Genomic DNA, 23,978 nt, shown 5'->3' on the forward strand with positions numbered 1-23,978 from the left:
GAAGGGGGAAGGCCCGCCATGGCCGACGTCATCACCCATGATCCACCGCCCGCCGCCTCGGGGCGGCAGAGCGGACCGCTCATCGTCACCGAGGACCCGCAGCTCCTCGACGACCTGCTGCGGCTGTGCGCCGCCGCCGGCGCCACACCCGAGGTCCACCCCGCGCTGCCGGAGCGCCGGGGCGGCTGGGAGGCCGCACCGCTCGTCCTGGTCGGCGACGACGCCGCCCGCAGGGTGCGCGGGGCCGCCCGCAGACGCGGAGTGGTGCTGGTCGGCCGCGATCAGGACGACTCCGGCGTCTGGCGGCGCGCCGTCGAGATCGGCGCCGACCACGTCCTGATGCTCCCCGACGGCGAACAGTGGCTCGTGGACCGTATCGCCGACGTCGCCGAGGGCGTGGGCCGCCCCGCCCTCACCGTCGGGGTGATCGGCGGACGCGGCGGGGCCGGGGCGTCCACGCTCGCGTGTGCCCTCGCCGTCACCGCCGCGCGGGAAGGGGTGCGCACCCTGCTCGTGGACGCCGACCCCCTCGGCGGCGGGCTCGACGTGCTGCTCGGCGGGGAGACCACGGAGGGCCTGCGCTGGCCCGCCTTCGCCGGCTCGCGCGGCCGGGTGGGCAGCGGGGCACTGGAGGAGTCGCTGCCCGAACTGCACGCGCTGCGGGTGCTCAGCTGGGACCGCGGCGACCGCGTGGCCGTCCCGCCCCAGGCCGTCCGCGCGGTGCTCGCCGCCGCCCGGCGCCGCGGCGGCACGGTCGTCGTCGACCTGCCCCGCCGCTTCGACGACGGTGTCGCCGAGGCACTCGCCCAACTGGACCTCGGTGTCCTGGTGGTGCCCGCCGAACTGCGCGCCGTCGCGGCCGCCGGCCGGGTCGCGTCCGCCGTCGGCATGGTCCTGCGCGATCTCCGAGTGGCGGTACGCGGGCCCTACGCGCCCGGACTCGACGAGCGTGAGGTCGCCCGGCTCCTCGGGCTCCCTCTGGTCGGCGAGATCCCCCTGGAGTCCGCCCTGCTGCGGCCCAACGGCGGAAAGACCCCGCCGGCCGCGGGCGGACGCGGCCCCCTGGCCCGCTTCTGCAAGGAGTTCTGGGAGCGGGCGCTGATCGAGGCGAGGGCGGCATGACGACGTACGTTCCCGACCTCGATGGTGTGCCCCCGAGTGAGGTGTCGTCGGCCGGTGGCGGGGGCGGGCTCACACCCGCACTGCTGGAAGGGGTACGGCGGCGGCTCGCCGAGAGCGGTGCCGAACCGACGCCCGCGCGGGTCGCACAGGCCCTGCGGGAACAGGGACGCGTGCTCGGGGACGCCGAGGTGCTGGGCGCAGCGGAGCGGTTGCGCTCCGAACTGATCGGCAGCGGACCGCTGGAGCCGCTGCTGGCGGACCCGTCCGTGACCGATGTGCTGGTGTCGGCGCCCGACCGGGTCTGGGTCGACCGGGGCGGCGGCCTGGAGCTGACACGGGTCTCCTTCACCGACGCCGCGGCGGTACGGCGGCTCGCGCAGCGGCTGGCGGCGGTGGCGGGGCGGCGCCTCGACGACGCCCGGCCCTGGGTGGACGCCCGCCTGCCCGACGGCACCCGGCTGCACGCGGTGCTGCCACCGGTCGCCGTCGGCTGCACCTGCCTGGCGCTGCGGGTGGTGCGCCCGCGGGCGTTCACGCTCGACGAGCTGGTGGCGGCGCGGACGGTCCCGCCGGGCGGGGACCGCGTGCTGCGCGCGCTGCTGCGGGCGCGGCTGTCGTTCCTGATCAGCGGGGGCACCGGAAGCGGCAAGACGACGCTGCTCAGCGCCCTGCTCGGGCTCGTCGGGCCGGGGGAGCGGATCGTGCTCGCCGAGGACTCGGCGGAGCTGCGCCCGGACCATCCGCACGTCGTCCGTCTGGAGACCCGGCCCGCCAACCAGGAGGGCGCCGGTCTGGTGACGCTGGAGGACCTGGTGCGCCAGGCGCTGCGGATGCGGCCGGACCGGCTGGTCGTGGGCGAGGTGCGCGGACCCGAAGTGGTCCATCTGCTCGCGGCCTTGAACACCGGCCACGACGGCGGCGGAACCGTGCACGCCAACGCCGCCGCCGATGTACCCGCCCGACTGGAGGCCCTGGGCACGGCCGCCGGGCTGGACCGGGCCGCGCTGCACAGCCAGGTCGCGGCGGCGCTGTCGGTGGTGCTGCACCTGGCGCGCGACCACGCCGGACGGCGGCGGATCGCCGAGGTGCACGTCCTGGAGCGGGACGCGGCAGGGCTGGTGCGGACGGTGCCGGCGCTGCGCTGGGGCGAGCGCGCGTTCGTGCGGCAGCGAGGGTGGCCGCGGCTGCGGGAGCTGCTGCGGGAGGACTGCCTGGCGGGTTCCGCCGGCGAGGACGAGGGCGAGGGAGAGGGCGCGTGAACGGGATGAGCGAGATGGGGGTCGCGGCGGCCCTGGTGTGCGCGGCGGCGGCCGCCTGGCTGGCCGGCGAGTGGCAGTCCGGGGCCCGGCGGGCCCAGTTGTTGCTCGGGGGAGGCGGGGTGGTGGGGACGGGGCCGCCCGGGGGACTGGTGCTGGCCCTGCTGGGGGCGTCGGTGCTGCCGGCCGCCGCGGGAGCGGCGGGGCTGCCGGTGCTGCGGCGGGTACGGCTGGCCCGCGAGGCGCGACGGGAGCGGGAACGCCGGGGCGACGCGGTCATCGCCCTGTGCGGGGTGCTCGCCGGGGAGGTGCGGGCGGGGCGGCAGCCGGGCGAGGCGCTGCTGCTGGCCGCGCACGAGTCGGGTGGCCTCGGCGAGGCGCAGTCGGCGGTGCTGGCGGCGGCCCGGTTCGGCGGGGACGTGCCGCAGGCGCTCACCGTCGCGGCACGTCGGCCCGGCGCCGAGGGACTGCTGGGCCTCGCCGCGTGCTGGAAGGTGGCCGTCGACCAGGGCGCGGGGCTGGCCGCCGGACTCGACCGGCTCGAAGGGGCGTTGCGGGCTCAGCGCGACCAACGGGCCGATCTAAGGGCGCAGTTGGCGGGAGCGCGCTCCACCGCCGTGATGCTCGCCGGGCTGCCCGTTCTCGGGTTGCTGCTGGGCACGGCCCTCGGCACGGATCCCCTGCGGGTGCTGCTGCACACCGGCGCCGGGCTGGGCTGCCTGCTGGTCGGTGGGCTGCTGGAGGGCGTGGGCCTGTGGTGGGCGCTGCGGATCGTGCGGGGAGCGGAGGCGACATGAGCCAGGAGATCGTCCACAGGCTGTGGGTTGTGCTGGGGGTGGGCCTGGCGATGGTCTGGGCGGCGCACCGGCTGGCGGGAGTGCGGCGGGACCGCAGAGCCCGGCGCCGACTGGCTCAACTGCTCGCCGTGGAGCCGGTGGTGAGCCGTGGCTCACGTCCTCTCGTGCCCCTGGCGGTACGGCCGTGGCTGGCACCGGTCGGCGTGCTGGCCGCCGGGTGGGTGCTGGTCGGAGGGCTCGCGGGGGTCCTGGTCGGAGTCGTCGGCGCGGGCGTGGTGTGGCGGAGGTGGCTGCGGCGGGCGCGGTCCGGCGGTGCCACGCGCGGACGGGAGCCCGGACAGGGCGGCACACAGACCGGTCAACTGCCCCTCGCCGCCGATCTGCTGGCCGCCTGCATCGCGGCCGGCGGTGCCCCGGTGGCCGCGGCGCAGGCGGTGGGCGAGGCGCTGGGCGGGCCCGTCGGGGAGGCGCTCGCGCGCGGCGCCGCGGAGGTGCGGCTCGGTGGCGAACCGGCCGAGGCGTGGCGCGGGCTCGCCGCGCTGCCGGACGGGCAGGGCCTGGCGCGGCTGCTGGAGCGCGCCGACGTGTCCGGGCTCCCGGCGGCCGGGCCCGTCGCCCGGCTCGCGGCGGACGCCCGCGCCGACTGGGCACGCGCCGCCACCGCACGGGCGAGACGCGCGGCAGTCCTGGTCACCGCGCCCGTGGGGCTCTGCTTCCTGCCCGCCTTCATCGCGGTGGGCGTGCTGCCGATGGTCATCGGACTCGCGGGCGGGGTGCTGGCAGGAGGCGGATGACGGCAGGCGGCGACCACGGCGGTCGATCGGATCAGACGGACGGAACGAATCGAGAATCACCGGAGGTTGGGATGAACAAGGCGGTACGGGCGCGACTGGGCGCCCTGATGTGCGGGATGCGTGACTGGTGCCGGTCGCGGCGGCGCGACGCGGGAATGGTGACCTCGGAGTACGCCCTGGGCATCGTGGCGGCGGCGGCGTTCGCGGTGGTGCTGTACAAGGTCGTCACCAGTGGGCAGGTTGCCGCGGAGCTGCAGGCCATCGTGAAGAGGGCGCTCGATGCGGGGGCTTGAGCGAGGGTGGCGGTCGGACCGGGGGTTCGTGACGGCGGAGTCGGCCCTGGTGCTGCCGGTGCTGGTGGTGTTCTCGCTGGCGCTCGTGTGGGGGCTGCTCGTCGTGGCCGCGCAGATCCAGTGCATGGACGCGGCCAGGACGGGCGCGCGTGCGGCGGCCAGACAGGATCCCGAGGCGTCCGTGATCGCGGCGGCACGCGACGCGGCGCCCAAGGGGGCGACGGTGACGGTCACACGGGCGGGCGGCCTGGTCCGCGTGGTCGTGGTGGCCAAGCCGCGCGCCCTCACCGGGCTGCCCTTCGAGGTACGGGAGGAGGCCGTGGCGGCGTCGGAGGAGAGCGTGGGGACGGCGGGGGACCGCGTGGGGACGGTGGGGGACAGCGTGGGGACGGCGGGGGACAGCGTGGGGCCGGCGGAGGATCGCGTGGGCGCGGTCGGGGAGAGGGCGGGGGCGGTCTCGTGAAGGCGCACGGCGGCGACCGTGGATCGGCCACCGTCTGGAGCCTCGGGGCGATCGCCGTGCTGTGTGCCGTGTTCGGGATCGTGCTCGCCCTCGGACAGGCCGTCGTGGTCCGCCACCATGCGGCGCGCGGTGCCGACATGGCGGCGCTGGCCGCGGCCGACCACTGGCCCAAGGGCGGTGCGGCGGCCTGTGAGCACGCCGACCGGGTGGCCCGGGCCCAGGGCGTACGGCTCGTGCGGTGCGTCCTGGACGGTGAGATCTCGGATGTGACGGCCGCGTCCTCACGGGGGCCGTTCACCCTGGAGTCCAGGGCGCGAGCGGGGCCGGCGGGGGTGGATCCGGTGGGGGTGTTGGGCAGGGGGCCTACGGACCCTCCGGGGCGGAGCGTCCAGGGCCCGAGCTTTCAAGGCCCTCCGTCGTCCGGCCCTCCGCGTCCCCCTCGCCCGGCTTCTCCGGCGGAGCCCCCCGCAGCAGCACCGTGAGGAGCCGTACGGCCCCCCGTTTGTGCAGCGGGTCGTTGCCGTTGCCGCACTTGGGGGACTGGATGCAGGAGGGGCAGCCGGCGTCGCACTCGCAGGAGGCGATGGCCTCGCGGGTGGCGGTGAGCCAGGCGCGGGCGGTGTGGAAGGCGCGCTCGGCGAAGCCCGCGCCGCCGGGGTGGCCGTCGTAGACGAAGACGGTGGGCAGAAGGGTGTCGGGGTGGAGCGGGATGGACACGCCGCCGATGTCCCAGCGGTCGCAGGTCGCGAAGAGCGGCAGCATGCCGATGGAGGCGTGCTCGGCGGCGTGCAGGGCGCCGCCGAGGATCTCGGGGTTGATCCGTGCCTCGTCGAGCTGGTCCTCGGTGACCGTCCACCACACCGCGCGGGTGCGGAGCGTACGCGGAGGGAGGTCGAGCTTGGTCTCGCCCAGGACCTCGCCGGTGATCAGGCGCCGGCGGAGGAAGGAGACGACCTGGTTGGTGACTTCGACGGAGCCGTAGCACAGGCGGCCGTCGCCCCAGGGGATCTCGACGTCCGTCTCCAGCACGGAGATGGCGGTGGTGTCGCGGGCGACCGTGGAGTAGGGCGGGCTGGCCTCCTCGACCAGGGCGACCGAGTCGTCCAGGTCGAGGGAGCGGACGAGATAGGTGCGCCCCTGGTGGAGGTGGACGGCGCCCTCGTGGACGGTCGCGTGGGCGGAGCCGGCGTCGACCGTGCCGAGCAGGCGTCCGGTGCCCGCCTCGACGATCTGCACGGGGCTGCCGCCCTCGCCGCGGATGTCGGTGAGGTCGGCGGCCCGTTCCCGGCGGGTCCAGTGCCAGGCCCGCGTACGGCGGCGCAGCAGCTTGGCGGCCTCCAGCTGCGGCAGAAGATCGGCGCAGGCCGGTCCGAAGAGCTCAAGGTCCTCTTCGACCAGCGGGATCTCGGCGGCGGCCGCGCACAGGTGCGGGGCGAGGACGTAGGGGTTGTCGGGGTCGAGGACGGTCGACTCGACCGGGCGGTCGAAGAGGGCCTCGGGATGGTGGACGAGATACGTGTCCAGCGGGTCGTCGCGGGCGATCAGGACGGCCAGGGCGCCCTGGCCGGAGCGGCCCGCGCGGCCGGCCTGCTGCCACAGGGAGGCGCGCGTGCCGGGGTAGCCGGCGATCAGGACCGCGTCCAGGCCGGAGACGTCGACGCCGAGTTCGAGGGCGGTGGTCGCGGCGAGGCCGAGGAGCTCGCCAGAGTGCAGGGCGCGTTCGAGGGCGCGGCGCTCCTCGGGGAGGTAGCCGCCGCGGTAGGCCGCGACACGCCCGGCCAGCGAGCGGTCGATCTCGGCCAGCCGCTCCTGGGTGATCACCGAGATCAGCTCGGCGCCGCGCCGGGACCGCACGAAGGCGACGCTGCGCACGCCCTGGAGGGTGAGGTCGGTGAGCAGGTCGGCGGTCTCGGCGGTGGCCGTGCGGCGCACCGGGGCGCCCTTCTCGCCCTGGAGCTCGGTGAGCGGCGGCTCCCACAGGGCGAACACCAGTTCACCGCGGGGTGAGGCGTCGTCGGCGACCTCCACCACGGGCAGCCCGGTGAGGCGGCGGGCGGCCACCGCGGGCTCGGCGGCGGTCGCCGAGGCGAGCAGGAAGACGGGGGAGGAGCCGTAGCGGGCGCACAGGCGGCGCAGGCGGCGCAGCACCTGGGCGACATGGGAGCCGAAGACACCGCGGTAGGTGTGGCACTCGTCGATGACGACGTACTTCAGCGTCTTCAGGAAGGAGGACCAGCGGGGGTGGGACGGGAGTATGCCGCGGTGCAGCATGTCCGGGTTGGTCAGGACGTAGTTGGCGTACTGGCGGATCCACTCGCGTTCCTCGAACGGAGTATCGCCGTCGTACACGGCCGAGCGCACCGCGTTGCCCAGCGGCTGGGACAGGGCGCGCACGGAGCGGCACTGGTCGGCGGCCAGAGCCTTGGTGGGGGCGAGGTAGAGGGCGGTGGCGCCGCGGCCGTTCGGGGCCCTGGAACCCTCCAGAAGGGTGGAGAGCACGGGGGCGAGGTAGGCCAGCGACTTGCCGGAGGCGGTGCCGGTGGCGACGACCACCGAGCGGCCGTCCAGGGCGTGCTCGGCGGCCTGGGCCTGGTGCGCCCACGGGTGCTCGATGCCCGCGGCCTGCACCGCCGCCACGACCTCGGCCGAGATCCGGTCCGGCCAGACGGCATGGCGACCCGCGCGCGGGGGCAAGTGCTCCGTATGAGTGATGCGCGCAGCCCGGCTCGGACCCGAGGCGAGCCGGTCCAGGACCGTGCCAGGAGACAGGCGCGGCGCGGGGTCTGCCAGGGGTCGATCGGATCGGTGATTCTTGGCCATCGGCACCGAGTGTGTCACTGGCGTGACGGACAATGGGCTCAAGGCGTCGTGCACGCCCGCCCGTAAGTGATTGAATGCCATCGCGGCTGGCGAACCGTCCTGGGGGCTTCAAGCCGAGATGCCCCGAGGGGCGACCGCTCGATAGCAAGGTGCTGGAGGATCCGTGGACCTGTCCCTGTCGACCCGTACCGTCGGCGATCGTACGGTCGTCGAGGTCGGTGGCGAAATCGACGTATATACCGCGCCCAAGCTGCGCGAGCAGCTGGTCGAGCTGGTGAACGACGGGAATTTCCACCTCGTCGTCGACATGGAGGGCGTGGACTTCCTCGACTCCACCGGGCTCGGCGTGCTGGTCGGTGGTCTCAAGCGTGTGCGTGCCCATGAGGGCTCGCTGCGCCTGGTCTGCAACCAGGAGCGCATTCTCAAGATCTTCCGCATCACCGGTCTGACCAAGGTGTTCCCGATCCACACCTCGGTCGACGAAGCGGTGGCGGCCACCGACTGATCACCGGCGCCGGGCCGCAGGGCCCGGCGCGGCACAGTTCAACCGGGGGCCCGGACGCTCGGCGGACCGGGCCCCGACAGCACGCCCGTAGCCTTCGAGGGGGATGCATGGCCACCGTCGAACTCCGCTTCAGCGCGCTGCCCGAGCATGTGCGGACCGCCCGGTTGGTGGCGGCCGCGGTGGCACGCAGGGCCGGAGTGGACGAGGCCGTCCTGGACGAGGTGAGACTCGCCGTGGGCGAGGCGTGCAGCCGTGCGGTCGGGCTGCACCAGAGTTCCGGGATCACCGCGCCGGTGCAGGTGCTGCTGATCGAGGAGGAGAAGCAGTTCTCCATCGAGGTCGGCGACGAGGCGCCCCACGCCGTGCCCGGTGAACGGTCCTCCGGGGCCGACGGCGACGACACCGAGACCGAGGAGGACGAGATGGGCCTCGCGGTCATCAGCGGCCTCGTCGACGATGTGGAGGTCACCGCCGGCGAGCACGGCGGGCAGATCCGCATGACCTGGCCGACCACTCCGCCCGTGGTGACACCCCTGTCCTGACCCGCTTCACCCGAAGAGCCCCGCCTCGGCGGGGCTCTTCTGCGTGTGCGGGTGTCAGTGCCCCCGCCTACAGTGGTTGCGTCAGGAGTTGCTACCGATCCGTACTGTTCCCGGCGAAGCATGTCGTGAATTCCTTCACGATCTCGTGGGTCAATAAATGGATCACCCGGCAATGCTTTCAAGGCATTACTGAGTGAATGCAAATTCCATTTGCGGCGCACTGTTTTGATCAGGTCCGGGTACCTACAATCCGTCCACATCTTGAGCTCAGCCCAAGCGTCAAGGAGGACGAATGGCGGGGCTTTCTACCCCTCATCAGCTGGATCACCCCACAACCTTCGCGGCCGCGGTCCTGACGGACGGCAACCGCGTCCTCGTGGTGGTCATCGCGGCCGTTGCGCTGGCCGCCCTGGTGGTCGCGGGGATGTTGTTGCGCCAGGTACTCGCGGCGGGCGAGGGCACCGACAGCATGAAGAAGATCGCGGCGGCGGTCCAGGAAGGCGCGAACGCCTATCTGGCCCGGCAGTTGCGCACACTCGGCGTATTCGCCGTGATCGTCTTCTTCCTGCTCATGCTGCTGCCCGCGGACGACTGGAATCAGCGTGCCGGACGATCGGTGTTCTTCCTGATCGGCGCCGCGTTCTCGGCGGCCACCGGTTATATCGGCATGTGGCTCGCCGTACGGAGCAATGTGCGCGTCGCCGCGGCGGCGCGCGAGGCGACACCGGCGGAAGGCGAACCGGAAAAGGATCTCACCGAGGTCTCGCACAAGGCCATGAAGATCGCTTTCCGTACGGGTGGCGTCGTCGGCATGTTCACGGTGGGGCTCGGTCTGCTGGGCGCCTCCTGCGTGGTGCTGGTGTACGCGGCCGACGCGCCGAAGGTCCTGGAGGGCTTCGGTCTCGGTGCCGCCCTGATCGCGATGTTCATGCGGGTGGGCGGCGGCATCTTCACCAAGGCCGCCGACGTCGGCGCCGACCTGGTCGGCAAGGTCGAGCAGGGCATTCCGGAGGACGACCCGCGCAATGCCGCGACCATCGCCGACAACGTGGGCGACAACGTCGGCGACTGCGCCGGAATGGCCGCCGACCTCTTCGAGTCGTACGCCGTGACCCTGGTCGCCGCGCTGATCCTCGGCAAGGCGGCCTTCGGCGACTCCGGGCTCGCCTTCCCGCTGCTGGTGCCCGCGATCGGCGTGCTCACGGCCATGATCGGCATCTTCGCGGTCGCCCCGCGCCGGTCCGACCGCAGCGGCATGTCCGCGATCAACCGGGGCTTCTTCGTCTCCGCGGTGATCTCGCTCGTCCTCGTGGCGGCGGCCGTCTTCATCTATCTGCCGAGCTCGTACGCCGATCTGGACGGCGTCACCGACCCGGCGATCCTGGACAAGGGCGGCGACCCGCGGATCCTGGCGCTCGTCGCGGTGGCCATCGGCATCCTGCTGGCGGCTGTCATCCAGCAGCTGACCGGCTACTTCACCGAGACCAACCGCCGGCCGGTCAGGGACATCGGCAAGACCTCGCTCACCGGTCCGGCCACCGTCGTCCTCGCCGGTATCTCGGTCGGCCTGGAATCGGCCGTCTACACCGCGCTGTTGATCGGCCTGGGCGTCTACGGCGCCTTCCTGCTCGGCGGTACGTCGATCATGCTGGCGCTGTTCGCGGTGGCGCTCGCCGGCACCGGACTGCTCACCACGGTCGGTGTCATCGTCGCCATGGACACCTTCGGGCCGGTCTCCGACAACGCGCAGGGCATCGCCGAGATGTCCGGGGACGTCGAGGGCGCGGGCGCGCAGGTGCTCACCAACCTCGACGCCGTCGGCAACACCACCAAGGCCATCACCAAGGGCATCGCCATCGCCACCGCGGTCCTCGCGGCGGCGGCGCTCTTCGGGTCGTACCGCGACGCGATCATCACCGGCGCGCGGGACGTGGGGGAGAAACTCGGCGGCGAGGGCGCGGAGATGACGCTGTCGATGGACATCTCCCAGCCCAACAACCTCGTGGGTCTCATCGCGGGCGCCGCGGTCGTCTTCCTCTTCTCGGGGCTGGCGATCAACGCCGTGTCGCGGTCGGCGGGTTCGGTGGTCTTCGAGGTGCGCCGGCAGTTCCGGGAACGGCCCGGGATCATGGACTACAGCGAGAAACCGGAGTACGGCAAGGTCGTCGACATCTGCACCAGGGATGCGCTCAGAGAGCTGGCGACACCCGGTCTGCTGGCCGTGATGGCGCCGATCTTCGTCGGGTTCACCCTCGGTGTGGGCGCGCTCGGCGCGTATCTCGCGGGCGCGATCGGCGCGGGCACCCTGATGGCGGTCTTCCTCGCCAATTCCGGTGGCGCGTGGGACAACGCCAAGAAACTGGTGGAGGACGGTCACCACGGCGGCAAGGGCAGCGAGGCCCACGCGGCGACCGTCATCGGCGACACCGTCGGCGACCCCTTCAAGGACACCGCCGGTCCCGCCATCAACCCGCTGCTGAAGGTCATGAACCTGGTGTCGCTGCTCATCGCGCCGGCCGTCATCAAGTTCTCCTACGGCGCCGACGAGAACCTCGGTGTGCGGATCCTGATCGCCGGGCTGGCGTTCGTGGTGATCGTGGGGGCGGTGTACGTGTCGAAGCGGCGCGGCATCGCCATGGGTGACGAGGACCCGTCAGGGACCCCGTCCAAGTCGGCCGACCCGGCGGTGGTTTCGTAGTCCGTCGTACGGCATCCGCGCCAAGGGGCGGGCGGAGGGAGCGCTTTGACGCTCCGTCCGCCCGCCCCGCTGTGCGGAGTGGTGCCCTCCGGTGCCTGGTGAGCCTTCTCTCGCTTCGTGCAAATGGCTGCAATACCGGATAGAACGGATGCTTGTCATGCGGGTGTCGCCCGTTTGGCGTGTATGTTCCGGGGCCGAGAGCCATGGAAGGGACCAATCCGGTGAACAAGAAGCTCGCGGCCGCACTGTCCGGCGGTGCGGTACTGGTACTGGCGCTGTCGGGGTGCGGCGGTGACGACGGCGACGAGAAGCTGAACGCCTGGGCCAAGCAGGTCTGTGACGCCGTACAGCCGCAGGCCAAGAAGATCGAGGCCGCCAACGCCGCGATCAAGAAGGAAGCCTCGGACAACAGCACGCCGGAGGAGGTCCAGCGGGCCGACTCGCAGGCCTTCCAGGACATGTCCGACGCCTACAAGGCGATCGGGGCCGCGGTGAGCAGGGCCGGTGCGCCCGACGTCGAGGACGGCGAGAAGAAGCAGCAGGCCGCGGTCAAGGAACTGAACGCGATCTCCGCCTCCTACGCCTCGCTGAAGAAGCAGGTCGACGGTCTGAACACCAAGGACCAGGCGAAGTTCGCCGACGGTCTGAAGGACGTCGCCACCGAGCTGGACAAGCTCAGCAAGAGCGGCAACGACGCCCTGACGAACCTGGAGGAGGGCGAGGTCGGCCAGGCGATGGCCAAGCAGCAGAGCTGCCAGCGCGCCTCCGCCCCGGCGTCGTCCCCGGCCGCGAAGAGCTGAGCGTGCGGCGGAGGGCCGTCACAATGGGGACGTGAGTAACGCCACCCTGTCCCCCCTGCCCTCCGCCGATCGCACCGACATCGCCACCCGGCTGCGCGATGCCCTGCTCGCGGCCGACTTCACCGCCGACGGGCTGCTCGAACTGCTCGGCGCCCCCGCCTACGCGGCCCTCGCCCGCAGCGAGACCGTGCCCGCGCTGCGGGCGACCCGCGGGGACACTCCGCTGGAGCTGCTGACCCGGCTGTTCCTGCTCCAGCAGCCGGTTCCGCGGGCCCGCCTGGAGAGCGTGCTGCCCCTCGCCGAGTGCCTGGGCAGCGGATGGCTGCGGCCGGCCGGCGACGGCGAGGTGGCCGCCGCCGTGGACGTGCGGCCGTACGGCGGGCCCGGCGGCGAGGACTGGTTCATCGTGTCCGACCTGGGCTGCGCGGTCGGCGGAGCGGGCGGCATCGGCAGCCGGCACGAGGGCGTCGTGCTCGGCGTCGGCGGTGCCTCCACCACCCTGGCCGGCATCACCGTCCGTACGCCGGTCGCCTCCGCGCTGGACCTCGGCACCGGCTCCGGCATCCAGGCGCTGCACGCCGCGCAGCACGCCACGCGGGTGACGGCGACCGACCTCAACCCCCGTGCCCTGCACATCACCGCGCTCACGCTCGCGCTGTCCGGCGCGCCCGCCGCCGATCTGCGGGAGGGCTCGCTGTACTCCCCACTGCGGGACGACGAGACGTACGACCTGATCGTCTCCAACCCGCCGTTCGTGATCTCGCCCGGCGCCCGGCTGACGTACCGGGACGGTGGCATGTCCGGGGACGATCTGTGCCGCTCGCTCGTTCAAGGGGCGGGGGAACGGCTGAACGTGGGCGGGTTCGCGCAGTTCCTCGCCAACTGGCAGCACGTCGAAGGGGAGGACTGGCAGGACAGGCTCAGGTCATGGGTGCCGCGCGGGTGCGATGCCTGGATCGTGCAGCGCGAGGTGCAGGACATCACGCAGTACGCCGAGCTCTGGCTCCGGGACGCCGGTGACCACCGCGGCGACCCGGCCGAGTACCAGGCGCGGTACGACGCGTGGCTGGACGAGTTCGAGGCGCGCAAGGTGCGGTCCGTCGGGTTCGGCTGGATCACCCTGCGCAGGACGGACGCCGCCGAGCCCTCCGTCACGGTGGAGGAGTGGCCGCACCCGGTCGAGCAGCCGCTCGGCGACACCGTGCGCGCGCACTTCCGGCGACTCGACTATCTGCGGGAGCGCGACGACGCCGCGCTGCTCGAGGATCGCTTCAGGCTGGCGGCAGAGATCGTGCAGGAACAGGTGGGGCTGCCCGGCGCCGAGGACCCCGAACACGTCGTGCTGCGCCAGAACCGCGGCATGCGCCGGGCCACCAAGGTCGACACGGTCGGCGCGGGCTTCGCCGGCGTGTGCGACGGCTCCCTCAGCGCGGGCCGCATCCTCGACGCCATCGCCCAGCTGGTCGGCGAGGACCCGGTCCTGCTGCGCGACCGCACGCCCGCCCAGATCCGGCTGCTGGTGGAACAGGGCTTCCTGGAGCCCGAGGTCTGAGGTCCGGGGGCTTCCGGGTCCGGGGCACGGGTGCAGGGCTTGGGGGACCGAGCCCCAGGGCCCCAGGGCCCCAGACCCCCGGAGCCCCAGGGCCCCAGACCCCCGGAGCCCCGGCGCCCAGCGGCTTCCGCGTTCGGCCGACAGGGCGACGCACACCCCCGGCACCGTAGAGATCGCGTCGATCTGCGCCGCGAAGGGGTATGCATCGCTCCGTCGGCCGCCCGTTCACCTGGGCTTCGCCTGGGCGCAGCCCGGGCGTGTCAACCTCACGGCGGCTGGGCACGCGGCACGGAGAAAAGGGGCGAGGCGGCCATGGAGAGCGGACCGGCGATCTTCGCGGGAGTGGTGTTCGCCCTGTTCGGTGGCGGCCTGCTGGTGTGGACGGGGGTGCGGGTGAGCCGCGGCGAGCCGGTGGCGCACGGTGTGCGGCCCGCGGTGTCGGCGAGCGTGTCCGGCGCTGTCGCGGTGTGCGCGCTGGTTCTCGGGGTGTGGTGTTTCACTCGTATGTGAGGAGCGGTGCCCCCGGTCCGCGGCGGCACGCGGAGTGAGGGCGCCGCGTCGGTCATACGTGCAGGTCCGGGCGTCGGGGAGGTGTCCGGGAGATGGCGTGCGGAGGTCGCGGAACTGGCGGCTCCGCAGATATAGGGGAGACGCGTTCCGGAACGCCCGGAATGAGCCGGTGGGGAGTCCGGGCGGCAGGAAGGGCGGTAGTCGGGTTACCGTTCGAGTGGCCGTTGCGGGCTTTTCCCGTTTGACACGGGGGCGGGATGTACCGTCACACTCCGCAGCGTGACCACCCGACCCCGGGAGCAAGGCCTGGGGAGGCCCCAGCGTCGACCGGAGAGAAGAGCGAAGTTGTCCCCGACCAGCGAGACCGCGAAGGGCGGCCGCCGACTCGTCATCGTCGAGTCGCCTGCCAAGGCGAAGACGATCAAGGGCTATCTCGGCCCCGGATACATCGTCGAGGCGAGCGTCGGGCACATCCGCGACCTTCCGAACGGCGCCGCAGAGGTGCCGGAGAAGTACACGGGCGAGGTCCGCCGCCTCGGCGTGGACGTCGAACACGACTTCGAGCCGATCTATGTCGTCAACGCCGACAAGAAGGCCCAGGTCAAGAAGCTCAAGGACCTGCTGAAGGAGTCCGACGAGCTCTACCTCGCCACCGATGAGGACCGCGAGGGCGAGGCCATCGCCTGGCACCTCCAGGAGGTGCTCAAGCCCAAGGTCCCGGTCAAGCGGATGGTCTTCCACGAGATCACCAAGTCCGCGATCCAGGCCGCCGTGGCCAACCCGCGCCAGCTCAACCAGAAGCTCGTCGACGCCCAGGAGACCCGCCGCATCCTCGACCGCCTCTACGGCTACGAGGTCTCGCCGGTGCTGTGGAAGAAGGTCATGCCGAAGCTGTCGGCGGGCCGCGTCCAGTCCGTCGCGACACGCCTTGTGGTCGAGCGGGAACGCGAGCGCATCGCGTTTCGTTCTGCGGAGTACTGGGACCTGACGGGCACCTTCGCGACCGGCCGCGCGGGGGACCCGTCGGACCCGTCGTCGCTGGTCGCCCGCCTGCAGACCGTCGACGGCAGGCGGATCGCGCAGGGCCGCGACTTCGACTCCCTGGGACAACTCAAGAGCGCGAACACCCTTCACCTCGACGAGGCGACCGCCCGCGCCCTGGCCGCCGCCCTGGAGCAGACGCAGTTCTCCGTCCGCTCCGTCGAGTCCAAGCCGTACCGCCGCTCGCCGTACGCCCCGTTCCGTACGACGACGCTCCAGCAGGAGGCGTCGCGCAAGCTCGGCTTCGGCGCCAAGGCGACCATGCAGATCGCCCAGAAGCTGTACGAGAACGGCTTCATCACCTACATGCGTACGGACTCCACGACGCTGTCGGACACCGCGATCGCGGCCGCCCGCGCCCAGGTCACGCAGCTGTACGGCGCCGAGTACCTGCCGGACGCCCCGCGCACCTACGCGGGCAAGGTCAAGAACGCGCAGGAGGCGCACGAGGCGATCCGCCCCTCGGGTGATCGTTTCCGCACGCCCGCCGAGACCGGCCTGACCGGTGACCAGTTCAAGCTGTACGAGCTGATCTGGAAGCGGACCGTCGCCTCCCAGATGAAGGACGCCACCGGCAACTCCGTCACCGTGAAGATCGGTGGCACCGCCGCCGACGGCCGGGACGTCGAGTTCAGCGCGTCCGGCAAGACGATCACCTTCCACGGCTTCCTGAAGGCATACGTCGAGGGCGCCGACGACCCGAACGCCGAGCTCGACGACCGCGAGCGCCGGCTGCCGCAGGTCACCGAGGGCGACCGGCTCAGCGCCGAGGAGATCACCGCCGACGGCCACGCCACCAAGCCCCCGGCCCGCTACACCGAGGCGTCGCTGGTCAAGGAGCTGGAAGAGCGCGAGATCGGCCGCCCGTCGACGTACGCGTCGATCATCGGCACGATCCTCGACCGCGGCTATGTCTTCAAGAAGGGCACGGCCCTGGTGCCGTCCTTCCTGTCCTTCGCCGTGGTCAATCTGCTGGAGAAGCACTTCGGGCGGCTCGTCGACTACGACTTCACCGCCAAGATGGAGGACGACCTCGACCGCATCGCCCGCGGCGAGGCCCAGTCCGTGCCGTGGCTGAAGCGCTTCTACTTCGGTGAGGCCAACGGCATCGGCGGCGCGGCCGAGGCGGGCAACGGCGACGGGGACCACCTCGGTGGCCTCAAGGAGCTGGTGACCGACCTGGGCGCGATCGACGCCCGCGAGGTGTCGTCGTTCCCGGTGGGCAACGACATCGTGCTCCGCGTCGGCCGCTACGGCCCGTACATCGAGCGCGGCGAGAAGGACACCGAGCAGCACCAGCGCGCCGACATCCCGAACGACCTGGCGCCCGACGAGCTGACCGTCGAGCTGGCCGAGGAACTGCTGGCCAAGCCGAGCGGTGACTTCGAGCTGGGCACCGACCCGGCCACCGGCCACACGATCGTCGCCAAGGACGGCCGCTACGGCCCGTACGTCACCGAGGTGCTCCCCGAGGGCACCCCGAAGACCGGCAAGAACGCGGTCAAGCCGCGCACGGCCTCGCTGTTCAAGTCGATGTCCCTGGACACGGTGACGCTGGACGACGCGCTCAAGCTGATGTCGCTGCCGCGCGTGGTCGGCACCGACGCCGAGGGCCAGGAGATCACCGCGCAGAACGGCCGCTACGGCCCGTACCTGAAGAAGGGCACGGACTCGCGTTCGCTGCAGTCCGAGGAGCAGCTCTTCACGATCACCCTGGAAGAGGCGCTGGAGATCTACTCCCAGCCCAAGCAGCGGGGCCGCGCGGCCGCCAAGCCGCCGCTGAAGGAGCTGGGCGAGGACCCGGTGTCCGGCAAGCCGGTCGTGGTCAAGGACGGCCGCTTCGGGCCGTACGTCACCGACGGGGAGACCAACGCGACCCTGCGCTCCGGCGACAGCGTCGAGACGATCACCCCGGAGCGCGGCTACGAGCTGCTCGCCGAGAAGCGCGCCAAGGGCCCCGCCAAGAAGACGGCGAAGAAGGCGCCCGCGAAGAAGACGGCGACGAAGAAGACCGCCGCCAAGAAGACGACCACGGCCAAGAAGGCCACGGCCGCGAAGACGACGGCGAAGAAGACGACGACGGCGAAGAAGACGACGACGGCGAAGAAGACGGCCGCCGCCAAGACGTCCGCGGAGGACTGAGGCCGTACGGCCTGAGCAGGGGGCTGGGCCGGCCCCGAGCCTTCGCTGAGCGAACGCCCCGGTGCCACCGCGCGCCGGGGCGTTCGCGTGTTCGGGCGCCGCCTTTCGGTGTCGGTGCGTCCCGATAGGCTGAACGCATGACGCGAGCCGAGCAGCCAACGGCCCCCCACCCCGCCTCCGACGACGCCCTGGTCGCGGACTCCCGCGAGCGCGCGGTGCGCGCCCTGCTGCGCACTCCGCAGCTGAAGCGGCTGTGGAGCGCGCAGCTCGTGGGAGGTGTCGGCGACACCCTCGCCCTGCTGGTGCTGGTGCTTCTCGCGCTCCAGGCGGCCATCGCCGAGGGCTCCTTCGGCGGCGGCTACCGGGGCGTGGCGTTCGCAGTGGCGACCGTTTTCGCGACACGTGTGTTCGCGACGCTCCTGTTCGGCGCGGTCCTGCTCGGACCGCTCACCTCCCTCACCGGGAAGGACGGCCCGCTCGACCGCCGCTGGACCATGGTCGGCGCCGACGGAGTGCGGGCGGCGCTGCTGATCGTCGCGCCGCTGTGGATCGACTGGACGCCGGAGAACGCACTGGCGGCCCTGCTCGTCACGGTCTTCCTGACGGGCGTCGCCGAGCGCCTGTGGACGGTGTGCCGGGAGAGCGCGGCGCCCGCCCTGCTGCCGGCCCCGCCGCCGGAGGGCGCGACGGTACGGCCGCTGCCGGACCACATGGAGGCCCTGCGCCGCCTGTCCCTGCGCACCGGCGTCGTGGCGGTCCCCCTCGCGGCCGCCGCGCTGGTCCTCGCCGCGCTGCTGAACAACCTGCTGGGCTCGGGCCTTGAGTGGTTCGCCCAGCACCAGGCGGCCCTCGGCTCCTACGTCGCGGCCGGACTGTTCGCCGCGTCCCTGTCCGTGGTGACCTTCCTGGAGCTGCCCGACACCCGCACCCCGCGCGCGCGGTCGCCGCTGGAGGGGCTGCGCCGCCCGCGCACCGCCGAGGGCGCCGACAAGGGCCGTACCGGCGCGATCCCGCTGCTCGTCCTCACCTGCGCCGCCGTCGCCGGAGCGATCGCGGCCGCCGTCGCCGTCGCCGTGCTGCACGCCAAGGACCTGGGCGGCGGCCCGGTGACGTACGGCCTGCTGGTGCTGGGGCTGACCGGCGGAGTCGTCGTCGGTGTCCGTACGGCGCCCAAGGCGCTGGTGTCGCTGTCGCGGCGGCGCATGCTGGCGCTGGCGACCGCCTTCACCGGCGTCGCGCTGCTGGCCGCGGGTCTCGTGCCGGACGTGGCCACCGTGCTGCTGATCGTCGCCCTCGCGGGCGTGGGCGCGGGCATGGCCGCCAACATCGGACACGCGCTGCTCGACCAGGAGGTGGAGGACTTCCGCCGCACCCGCACGACCGAGCATCTGCACGCGGTGGTCCGGGTCCTCGTGGCGCTGGGCGTGCTGATCGCGCCCGTGGTCGCGGCGCTGATCGGGCCACACCGGCTGGAGAGCGGCAGGTTCGTGTTCGCGCACGGCGGGGCCGCGTTCACCCTGATGCTGGTCGGCGCGCTGCTGCTGCCGGTGGCCGCGCTGGTGCTGGCCAAGCTCGACGACCGCTCCGGTGTCCCGCTGCGGCACGATCTGCGCGACGCGCTGCTCGGCGGCGACGACCCCGTGCAGGCGCCCACCGGCAAGGGCTTCTTCATCGCCCTGGAGGGCGGTGACGGCGCCGGCAAGTCCACCCAGGCCGAGGCGCTCGCCGAGTGGATCCGGGCCAAGGGCCACGAGGTCGTGCTCACCCGCGAGCCGGGCGCCACACCGGTCGGCAAGCGGCTGCGGTCGATCCTGCTGGACGTGTCCTCGGCCGGCCTGTCCCACCGTGCGGAGGCCCTGCTGTACGCGGCCGACCGCGCCGAGCACGTCGACACCGTCGTACGGCCCGCCCTGGAGCGCGGCGCGGTGGTGATCTCCGACCGGTACATCGACTCCTCCGTGGCCTACCAGGGCGCGGGCCGCGACCTCTCGCCGGTCGAGATCGCGCGGATCAACCGGTGGGCGACCCATGGGCTCGTCCCGCACCTCACCGTGCTGCTGGACGTGTCGCCGGAGGCCGCCCGCGAGCGGTTCACGGAGGCGCCGGACCGGCTGGAGTCGGAGCCGGCGGAGTTCCACGCGCGCGTGCGGGCCGGTTTCCTGGCGCTGGCCGCCGCCGACCCCGGGCGCTACCTGGTGGTGGACGCCGGGCAGGAGCCCGAGGCCGTCACCACCGTGATCCGGCACCGGCTCGACACCGTGCTGCCGCTGTCCGAGGCCGAGATCGCCGCCCGGGAGGAGGCCCGCCGCAAGGCCGAGGAGGAGGCCCGCCGCAAGGCCGAGGAAGAGGCCGCCCGCAAGGCCGAGGAGGAGCGCCTGGAGCGCGAGCGCCAGGAGCAGCTCGCCAAGCTGCGCGCCGAGGAGGAGGAGCGCAAGCGGCGCGAGCTGGAGGAGGCCCAGCGCCGCGAGGCCGAGCGGCAGGCCGAGGAGGCCCGGCTGCGCGCCGAGGAAGCGGCTCGCCGCGCGGAGGAGGAGCGGCAGCGGCTGCTCGCCGAGGAGAAGGCCCGCGCGGAGGCCGAGGCCCGCCGCAAGGCCGAGGAGGAGCGGCGCCGGCAGCAGGCCGAGGAGGAGGCCCGGCTGCGTGCCGAGGCCGAGGCACGGCGGCTGGAGAAGCAGCGCAAGGCCGAGGAGGCCCTGCTGCGGGCCGAGCAGGCACGCCGGGCGGCCGAGCAGGCCGCGGCCGCCGCTGCGGCCGGTCCCAGGCCGCCGGCGCCCGCGGTGCCCTCGCCGGAGGCGGTGACCGTGCCGACGCCGGTGGTGACACCGGAGGAGGCGCGCGCGGCTCGGGAGGCGGCGGGCGCGGACGAGCGTTCGTCGCGGGCGGCTGAGGAGACGACGGTGCTGCGGGCGGTACGGGACCGGGCGGACCGGGCGTCCGGGGCGCCGGCGGAGGGCTCGGCCGGGTCCGCCGACGGCTCCGGGGCCGGGAGCCCCGACTCCGAGGTGACGGCGGAGCTTCCGCAGCCGCCGCTGCCGCATCCGGGGGTGGCGGAGGAGACGGCCGTGCTGCCTCCCGTTGCTCCGGGTGCGGCGGAGGAGACGGCCGTGCTGCCGCCCGTTGCTCCGGGTGCGGCTGATGAGACGGCCGTGCTGCCGCCCGTGGGGCCGGATGCCGGGGACGGGACCGGGACCGCCGTAACGCCTCCGGGTGCTGCGGACGCGACCGCTGGGCCGCATCCGGGGGCCGCGGACGAGACCGCTGTGCTGCCGCAGGTGCCGGGTGACGATCCGGCGGACCGTGTTCCGCCGGGGTTCTTCCGGGACGAGCGGCCGGTGTCCGGGCCGGACGGCTCCCAGGACCGTACGCGGGAGCTGCCGCAGGTCGACGCCGAGGGCGTGCCGCGCCGGCGCCCCCGGTCCGACTGGGCCGAGGAGACGCCGCTGGACGATCTGCCGACGCTGGCGGACGAACTGCTCGGTCCGCGCGAGGACGAGGAGCAGGACGACGAGCGGGGGCGGGGAGGCCGGGGTCGGCGGGGCTGAGGGCGCCCGTCGCCGACCCCGTGACGGCGGCCGGACCCCGTTGTCAGTGCGTGCCCCCACAATGGATGCAGCGATACGAAGCGTGACGGAAGGGGCGGGTGACCCATGAGCGTGTGGGACGACCTGGTGGGGCAGGAGAAGGTGAGCGAGCAGCTCGCCGCCGCCGCCCGGGACGCCGATGCCCTGGTCACCGCAGCCGCCACCGACGCCCCGCCGCCCGAGGCGTCGAAGATGACGCACGCGTGGCTGTTCACCGGCCCGCCGGGAGCGGGGCGTACGCAGACGGCGCGGGCGTTCGCCGCGGCGTTGCAGTGCGTGAGCCCCGACCGCGCCCTCGGCGGAGTCCCCGGCTGCGGCTTCTGCGACGGCTGTCACACGGCCCTGATCGGCACGCACGCCGACGTGACGACGGTCGCCGCCGTCGGCACGCAGATCCTCGCCGACGACATGCGCGACACGGTCCGCAAGTCGTTCACGTCCCCGGCGAACGGCCGCTGGCAGGTGATCCTCGTCGAGGACGCCGAGCGGCTGAACGAGAAGTCGGCGAACGCCGTCCTCAAGGCGGTGGAGGAACCCGCCCCGCGCACGGTGTGGCTGCTGTGCGCGCCCTCCATCGAGGACGTCCTGCCGACCATCCGCTCCCGCTGCCGTCACCTGAACCTGCGCACACCGTCCGTGGACGCGGTGGCCGACATGCTCGTACGACGGGAGGGCGTCGAGCCCGACGTGGCCGCCGCCGCGGCCCGCGCCACCCAGGGCCACGTCGACCGGGCCCGCCGCCTCGCCACCGACCCCGCCGCGCGCGAGCGCCGGGCCGCCGTGCTCAAGCTGCCGCTGCGGGTGGAGGACATCGGCGGCGCGCTCAGGGCCGCTCAGGAGCTCGTGGACGCGGCGGCCGAGGACGCCAAGCAACTCGCCGAGGAGCTCGACGCCAAGGAGACCGAGGAGCTGAAGGCGGCCCTGGGCGCGGCCCAGGGCGGCCGGCTGCCGCGCGGCACCGCCGGTGTCATGAAGGACCTTGAGGACAAGCAGAAGCGCCGCCGCACCCGCACCCAGCGCGACAGCCTCGACCTGGCCCTGACCGACCTGACCGCCTTCTACCGCGATGTCCTCGCCCTCCAGCTGGGCTCGCGCGTGGCCCTGGCCAACACCGACGCCGAGGACGTCCTGCAGCGCCTCGCCCGCTCCGGCACCCCCGAGTCCACCCTGCGCCGCATCGAGGCGATCACCGCGTGCCGTGAGGCGCTGGACCGCAATGTCGCGCCGCTGCTGGCGGTGGAGGCGATGACGATGGCCCTCAGATCGGGCTGACCCGCGCCGGGAGTCAGGTCCTGGCAGGTTGACGGCGGTAACTCGTCCGGGGCACCTTGCACACGGAGCGCATCCGGACGATCGCGGGCGGTTACGCTCGGTGGATGCACTCAAGGCGCCCCGCTCGCAGCTTCCGTACCGCCGCGCACCGCAGGCCCCGTACCGCCGCCGCCCTCCTGGCCGCCGCCGCCCTGCTGGTCTCCGCCTGTTCCAGCGGCAGCGCGTCGGGTTCGGCCTCGGCGGCGCAGGCGGGGCTGGCGGCCCTGCCCGCGGCCACCCCGTCCGCGCTGGCCCCGTACTACGGGCAGCGGCTGAGCTGGCGCAGCTGCGGTGTGCCGGGCTTCGAGTGCGCCACGCTGAAGGCGCCGCTCGACTACGCCGAGCCCGGCCGCGGGGACGTGCGTCTTGCGGTGGCCCGCAAGAAGGCCACGGGACCGGGCAAGCGGCTCGGGTCGCTGCTGGTCAACCCCGGCGGGCCCGGCGGCTCGGCGGTCGGCTACCTCCAGGCGTACGCGGGGATCGGCTACCCGGCCCCGGTCCGCGCCCGCTACGACATGGTCGCCGTGGACCCGCGCGGGGTGGCGCGCAGTGAGCCCGTCGAGTGCCTGGACGGGCGGGACATGGACGCGTACACGCAGACGGACAGCACACCGGACGACGGCAGGGAGGTGGACACGCTCGTCGGGGCGTACAGGAAGTTCGCGGAGGGGTGCGGGGCGGACGCGCCGAAGCTGCTGCGGCATGTCTCCACCGTCGAGGCGGCACGGGACATGGACATCCTGCGGGCCGTCCTGGGCGACGAGAAGCTGACCTATGTGGGGGCGTCGTACGGGACGTTCCTCGGCGCGACGTATGCCGGGCTGTTCCCGAAGCGGGCCGGGCGGCTGGTGCTGGACGGCGCGATGGATCCGTCGCTGCCCGCGCGCCGGCTGAACCTGGACCAGACGGCGGGCTTCGAGACGGCGTTCCGGGCGTTCGCGAAGGACTGCGTGCGCCGCGCGGACTGCCCGCTCGGCGGCCCGGGGACGACACCGGAGCGGGCGGGGCGCACACTGAAGGCGTTCTTCGACAGGCTGGACGCGCGGCCGATCCCGACCGGTGACGCGGACGGCCGCCGGCTCGGCGAGTCGCTGGCCACGACGGGCGTGATCGCGGCGATGTACGACGAGAGCGCCTGGGAACAGCTGCGGGAGGCGCTGACGACGGCGATGCGGGAGAACGACGGCGCGGGTCTGCTGGTGCTCTCCGACAGCTACTACGAGCGCGACGCCGACGGCGACTACGCGAACCTGATGTCCGCCAACGCCGCCGTGAACTGTCTCGACCTGCCGCCCGCCTTCGAGCGCCCCGACCAGGTGCGCGAGTCTCTGCCCGCCTTCGAGAAGGCATCCCCGGTCTTCGGCGAGGCCCTCGCCTGGGCCGCCCTGACCTGCGCGTACTGGCCGGTCGCCCCGACCGGCGAGCCGCACCGCATCGAGGCGAAGGGCGCGGCGCCCATCGTCGTGGTCGGCACCACCCGCGACCCGGCGACCCCCTACCGCTGGGCCCGCTCCCTGTCCCGCCAGCTCTCCTCCGGCCGCCTGCTCACCTACGACGGCGACGGCCACACCGCCTACGGCCGCGGCAGCGCCTGCATCGACTCCACGATCAACGCCTACCTGCTGCGCGGCACCCCGCCGAAGGACGGAAAGCGCTGCTCATAGCCCCTCCTCCGGCTTCCGGAACCCCCTCCTCCGGAGCTGGTACGAAGCACCCCCGGAAACTGTGTAGACTTACCGACGTTGCTGATC

Annotated in this window: 18 protein-coding genes; 17 read left to right on the plus strand and 1 reads right to left on the minus strand. The window is 73.3% G+C overall.

Features of this window, described 5'->3' with window-relative positions; genetic code table 11:
- The first annotated feature begins 18 nt into the window (after positions 1–18).
- The 7 genes from ssd (at position 19) to ACSU6M_RS18760 (ending at position 5,207) form a co-directional block, all read left to right on the plus strand.
- Positions 19–1,122, plus strand: coding sequence for a septum site-determining protein Ssd (gene ssd / locus ACSU6M_RS18730; RefSeq protein ID WP_437070898.1), 1,104 nt, complete (start codon positions 19–21; stop codon positions 1,120–1,122).
- A complete protein-coding gene (locus tag ACSU6M_RS18735; protein ID WP_437070899.1) occupies positions 1,119–2,381 on the plus strand; it encodes a TadA family conjugal transfer-associated ATPase in 1,263 nt (420 codons plus the stop codon). Before ssd ends, ACSU6M_RS18735 begins: the two co-directional genes overlap by 4 nt.
- A gap of 5 nt (positions 2,382–2,386) precedes the next feature.
- Positions 2,387–3,175: a type II secretion system F family protein gene (locus ACSU6M_RS18740; RefSeq protein WP_437075210.1), complete on the plus strand. Its 789-nt coding sequence runs from the start codon at positions 2,387–2,389 to the stop codon at positions 3,173–3,175.
- On the plus strand, positions 3,172–3,969 hold the full coding sequence (locus ACSU6M_RS18745) for a type II secretion system F family protein (protein ID WP_437070900.1): 798 nt from the start codon (positions 3,172–3,174) through the stop codon (positions 3,967–3,969). The genes ACSU6M_RS18740 and ACSU6M_RS18745 overlap by 4 nt, the downstream gene beginning before the upstream one ends.
- A 71-nt stretch (positions 3,970–4,040) precedes the next feature.
- On the plus strand, positions 4,041–4,262 hold the full coding sequence (locus ACSU6M_RS18750; protein ID WP_437070901.1) for a DUF4244 domain-containing protein: 222 nt from the start codon (positions 4,041–4,043) through the stop codon (positions 4,260–4,262).
- A 28-nt stretch (positions 4,263–4,290) separates the two neighbouring features.
- Positions 4,291–4,725, plus strand: a complete 435-nt coding sequence (locus ACSU6M_RS18755; protein ID WP_437070902.1) for a TadE family type IV pilus minor pilin — start codon at positions 4,291–4,293, stop codon at positions 4,723–4,725.
- Positions 4,722–5,207 carry an Rv3654c family TadE-like protein gene (locus ACSU6M_RS18760; protein ID WP_437070903.1) on the plus strand — a complete coding sequence of 162 codons (486 nt, stop codon included), beginning with the start codon at positions 4,722–4,724 and terminating at the stop codon, positions 5,205–5,207. The genes ACSU6M_RS18755 and ACSU6M_RS18760 overlap by 4 nt, the downstream gene beginning before the upstream one ends.
- On the opposite strand, the gene ACSU6M_RS18765 is transcribed toward ACSU6M_RS18760, so the two are convergent.
- On the minus strand, positions 5,089–7,626 hold the full coding sequence (locus ACSU6M_RS18765; RefSeq protein WP_437070904.1) for a DEAD/DEAH box helicase: 2,538 nt from the start codon (positions 7,624–7,626) through the stop codon (positions 5,089–5,091). The two genes, ACSU6M_RS18760 and ACSU6M_RS18765, sit on opposite strands and share 119 nt — an antisense overlap.
- 82 nt (positions 7,627–7,708) lie before the next feature.
- Here ACSU6M_RS18765 and bldG point away from each other — a divergent pair, with 82 nt between their 5' ends.
- The 10 genes from bldG to ACSU6M_RS18815 all read left to right on the plus strand — a co-directional run bounded on the left by bldG (position 7,709) and on the right by ACSU6M_RS18815 (position 23,891).
- On the plus strand, positions 7,709–8,050 hold the full coding sequence (gene bldG, locus ACSU6M_RS18770) for an anti-sigma factor antagonist BldG (protein WP_009189842.1): 342 nt from the start codon (positions 7,709–7,711) through the stop codon (positions 8,048–8,050).
- A 107-nt stretch (positions 8,051–8,157) separates the two neighbouring features.
- Positions 8,158–8,592 carry an ATP-binding protein gene (locus tag ACSU6M_RS18775; protein WP_437070905.1) on the plus strand — a complete coding sequence of 145 codons (435 nt, stop codon included), beginning with the start codon at positions 8,158–8,160 and terminating at the stop codon, positions 8,590–8,592.
- A gap of 292 nt (positions 8,593–8,884) precedes the next feature.
- Entirely contained in the window at positions 8,885–11,290 is a 2,406-nt protein-coding gene (locus ACSU6M_RS18780; RefSeq protein WP_437070906.1) for a sodium-translocating pyrophosphatase, read from the plus strand.
- Positions 11,291–11,493: 203 nt separating this feature from the next.
- A complete protein-coding gene (locus ACSU6M_RS18785) occupies positions 11,494–12,090 on the plus strand; it encodes a small secreted protein (protein ID WP_437070907.1) in 597 nt (198 codons plus the stop codon).
- Between the two features lie 31 nt (positions 12,091–12,121).
- Entirely contained in the window at positions 12,122–13,642 is a 1,521-nt protein-coding gene (locus tag ACSU6M_RS18790; RefSeq protein ID WP_437070908.1) for a DUF7059 domain-containing protein, read from the plus strand.
- Between the two features lie 312 nt (positions 13,643–13,954).
- Positions 13,955–14,152 (plus strand): hypothetical protein, encoded by a 198-nt coding sequence (locus tag ACSU6M_RS18795; protein WP_437070909.1) that lies wholly within the window; start codon positions 13,955–13,957, stop codon positions 14,150–14,152.
- A gap of 345 nt (positions 14,153–14,497) precedes the next feature.
- Complete coding sequence (gene topA / locus ACSU6M_RS18800) at positions 14,498–17,335, plus strand: type I DNA topoisomerase (RefSeq protein ID WP_437070910.1); 2,838 nt, start codon at positions 14,498–14,500, stop codon at positions 17,333–17,335.
- A 137-nt stretch (positions 17,336–17,472) separates the two neighbouring features.
- Positions 17,473–20,877 (plus strand): dTMP kinase, encoded by a 3,405-nt coding sequence (gene tmk / locus ACSU6M_RS18805; RefSeq protein ID WP_437070911.1) that lies wholly within the window; start codon positions 17,473–17,475, stop codon positions 20,875–20,877.
- Between the two features lie 105 nt (positions 20,878–20,982).
- Complete coding sequence (locus tag ACSU6M_RS18810) at positions 20,983–22,188, plus strand: DNA polymerase III subunit delta' (protein WP_437070912.1); 1,206 nt, start codon at positions 20,983–20,985, stop codon at positions 22,186–22,188.
- Between the two features lie 104 nt (positions 22,189–22,292).
- Positions 22,293–23,891, plus strand: a complete 1,599-nt coding sequence (locus ACSU6M_RS18815; protein WP_437070913.1) for an alpha/beta hydrolase — start codon at positions 22,293–22,295, stop codon at positions 23,889–23,891.
- Positions 23,892–23,978 lie beyond the last annotated feature (87 nt).

Origin of the sequence: Streptomyces sp. enrichment culture, from assembly GCF_964272895.1 — a bacterium.
GTDB lineage: Bacteria > Actinomycetota > Actinomycetes > Streptomycetales > Streptomycetaceae > Streptomyces.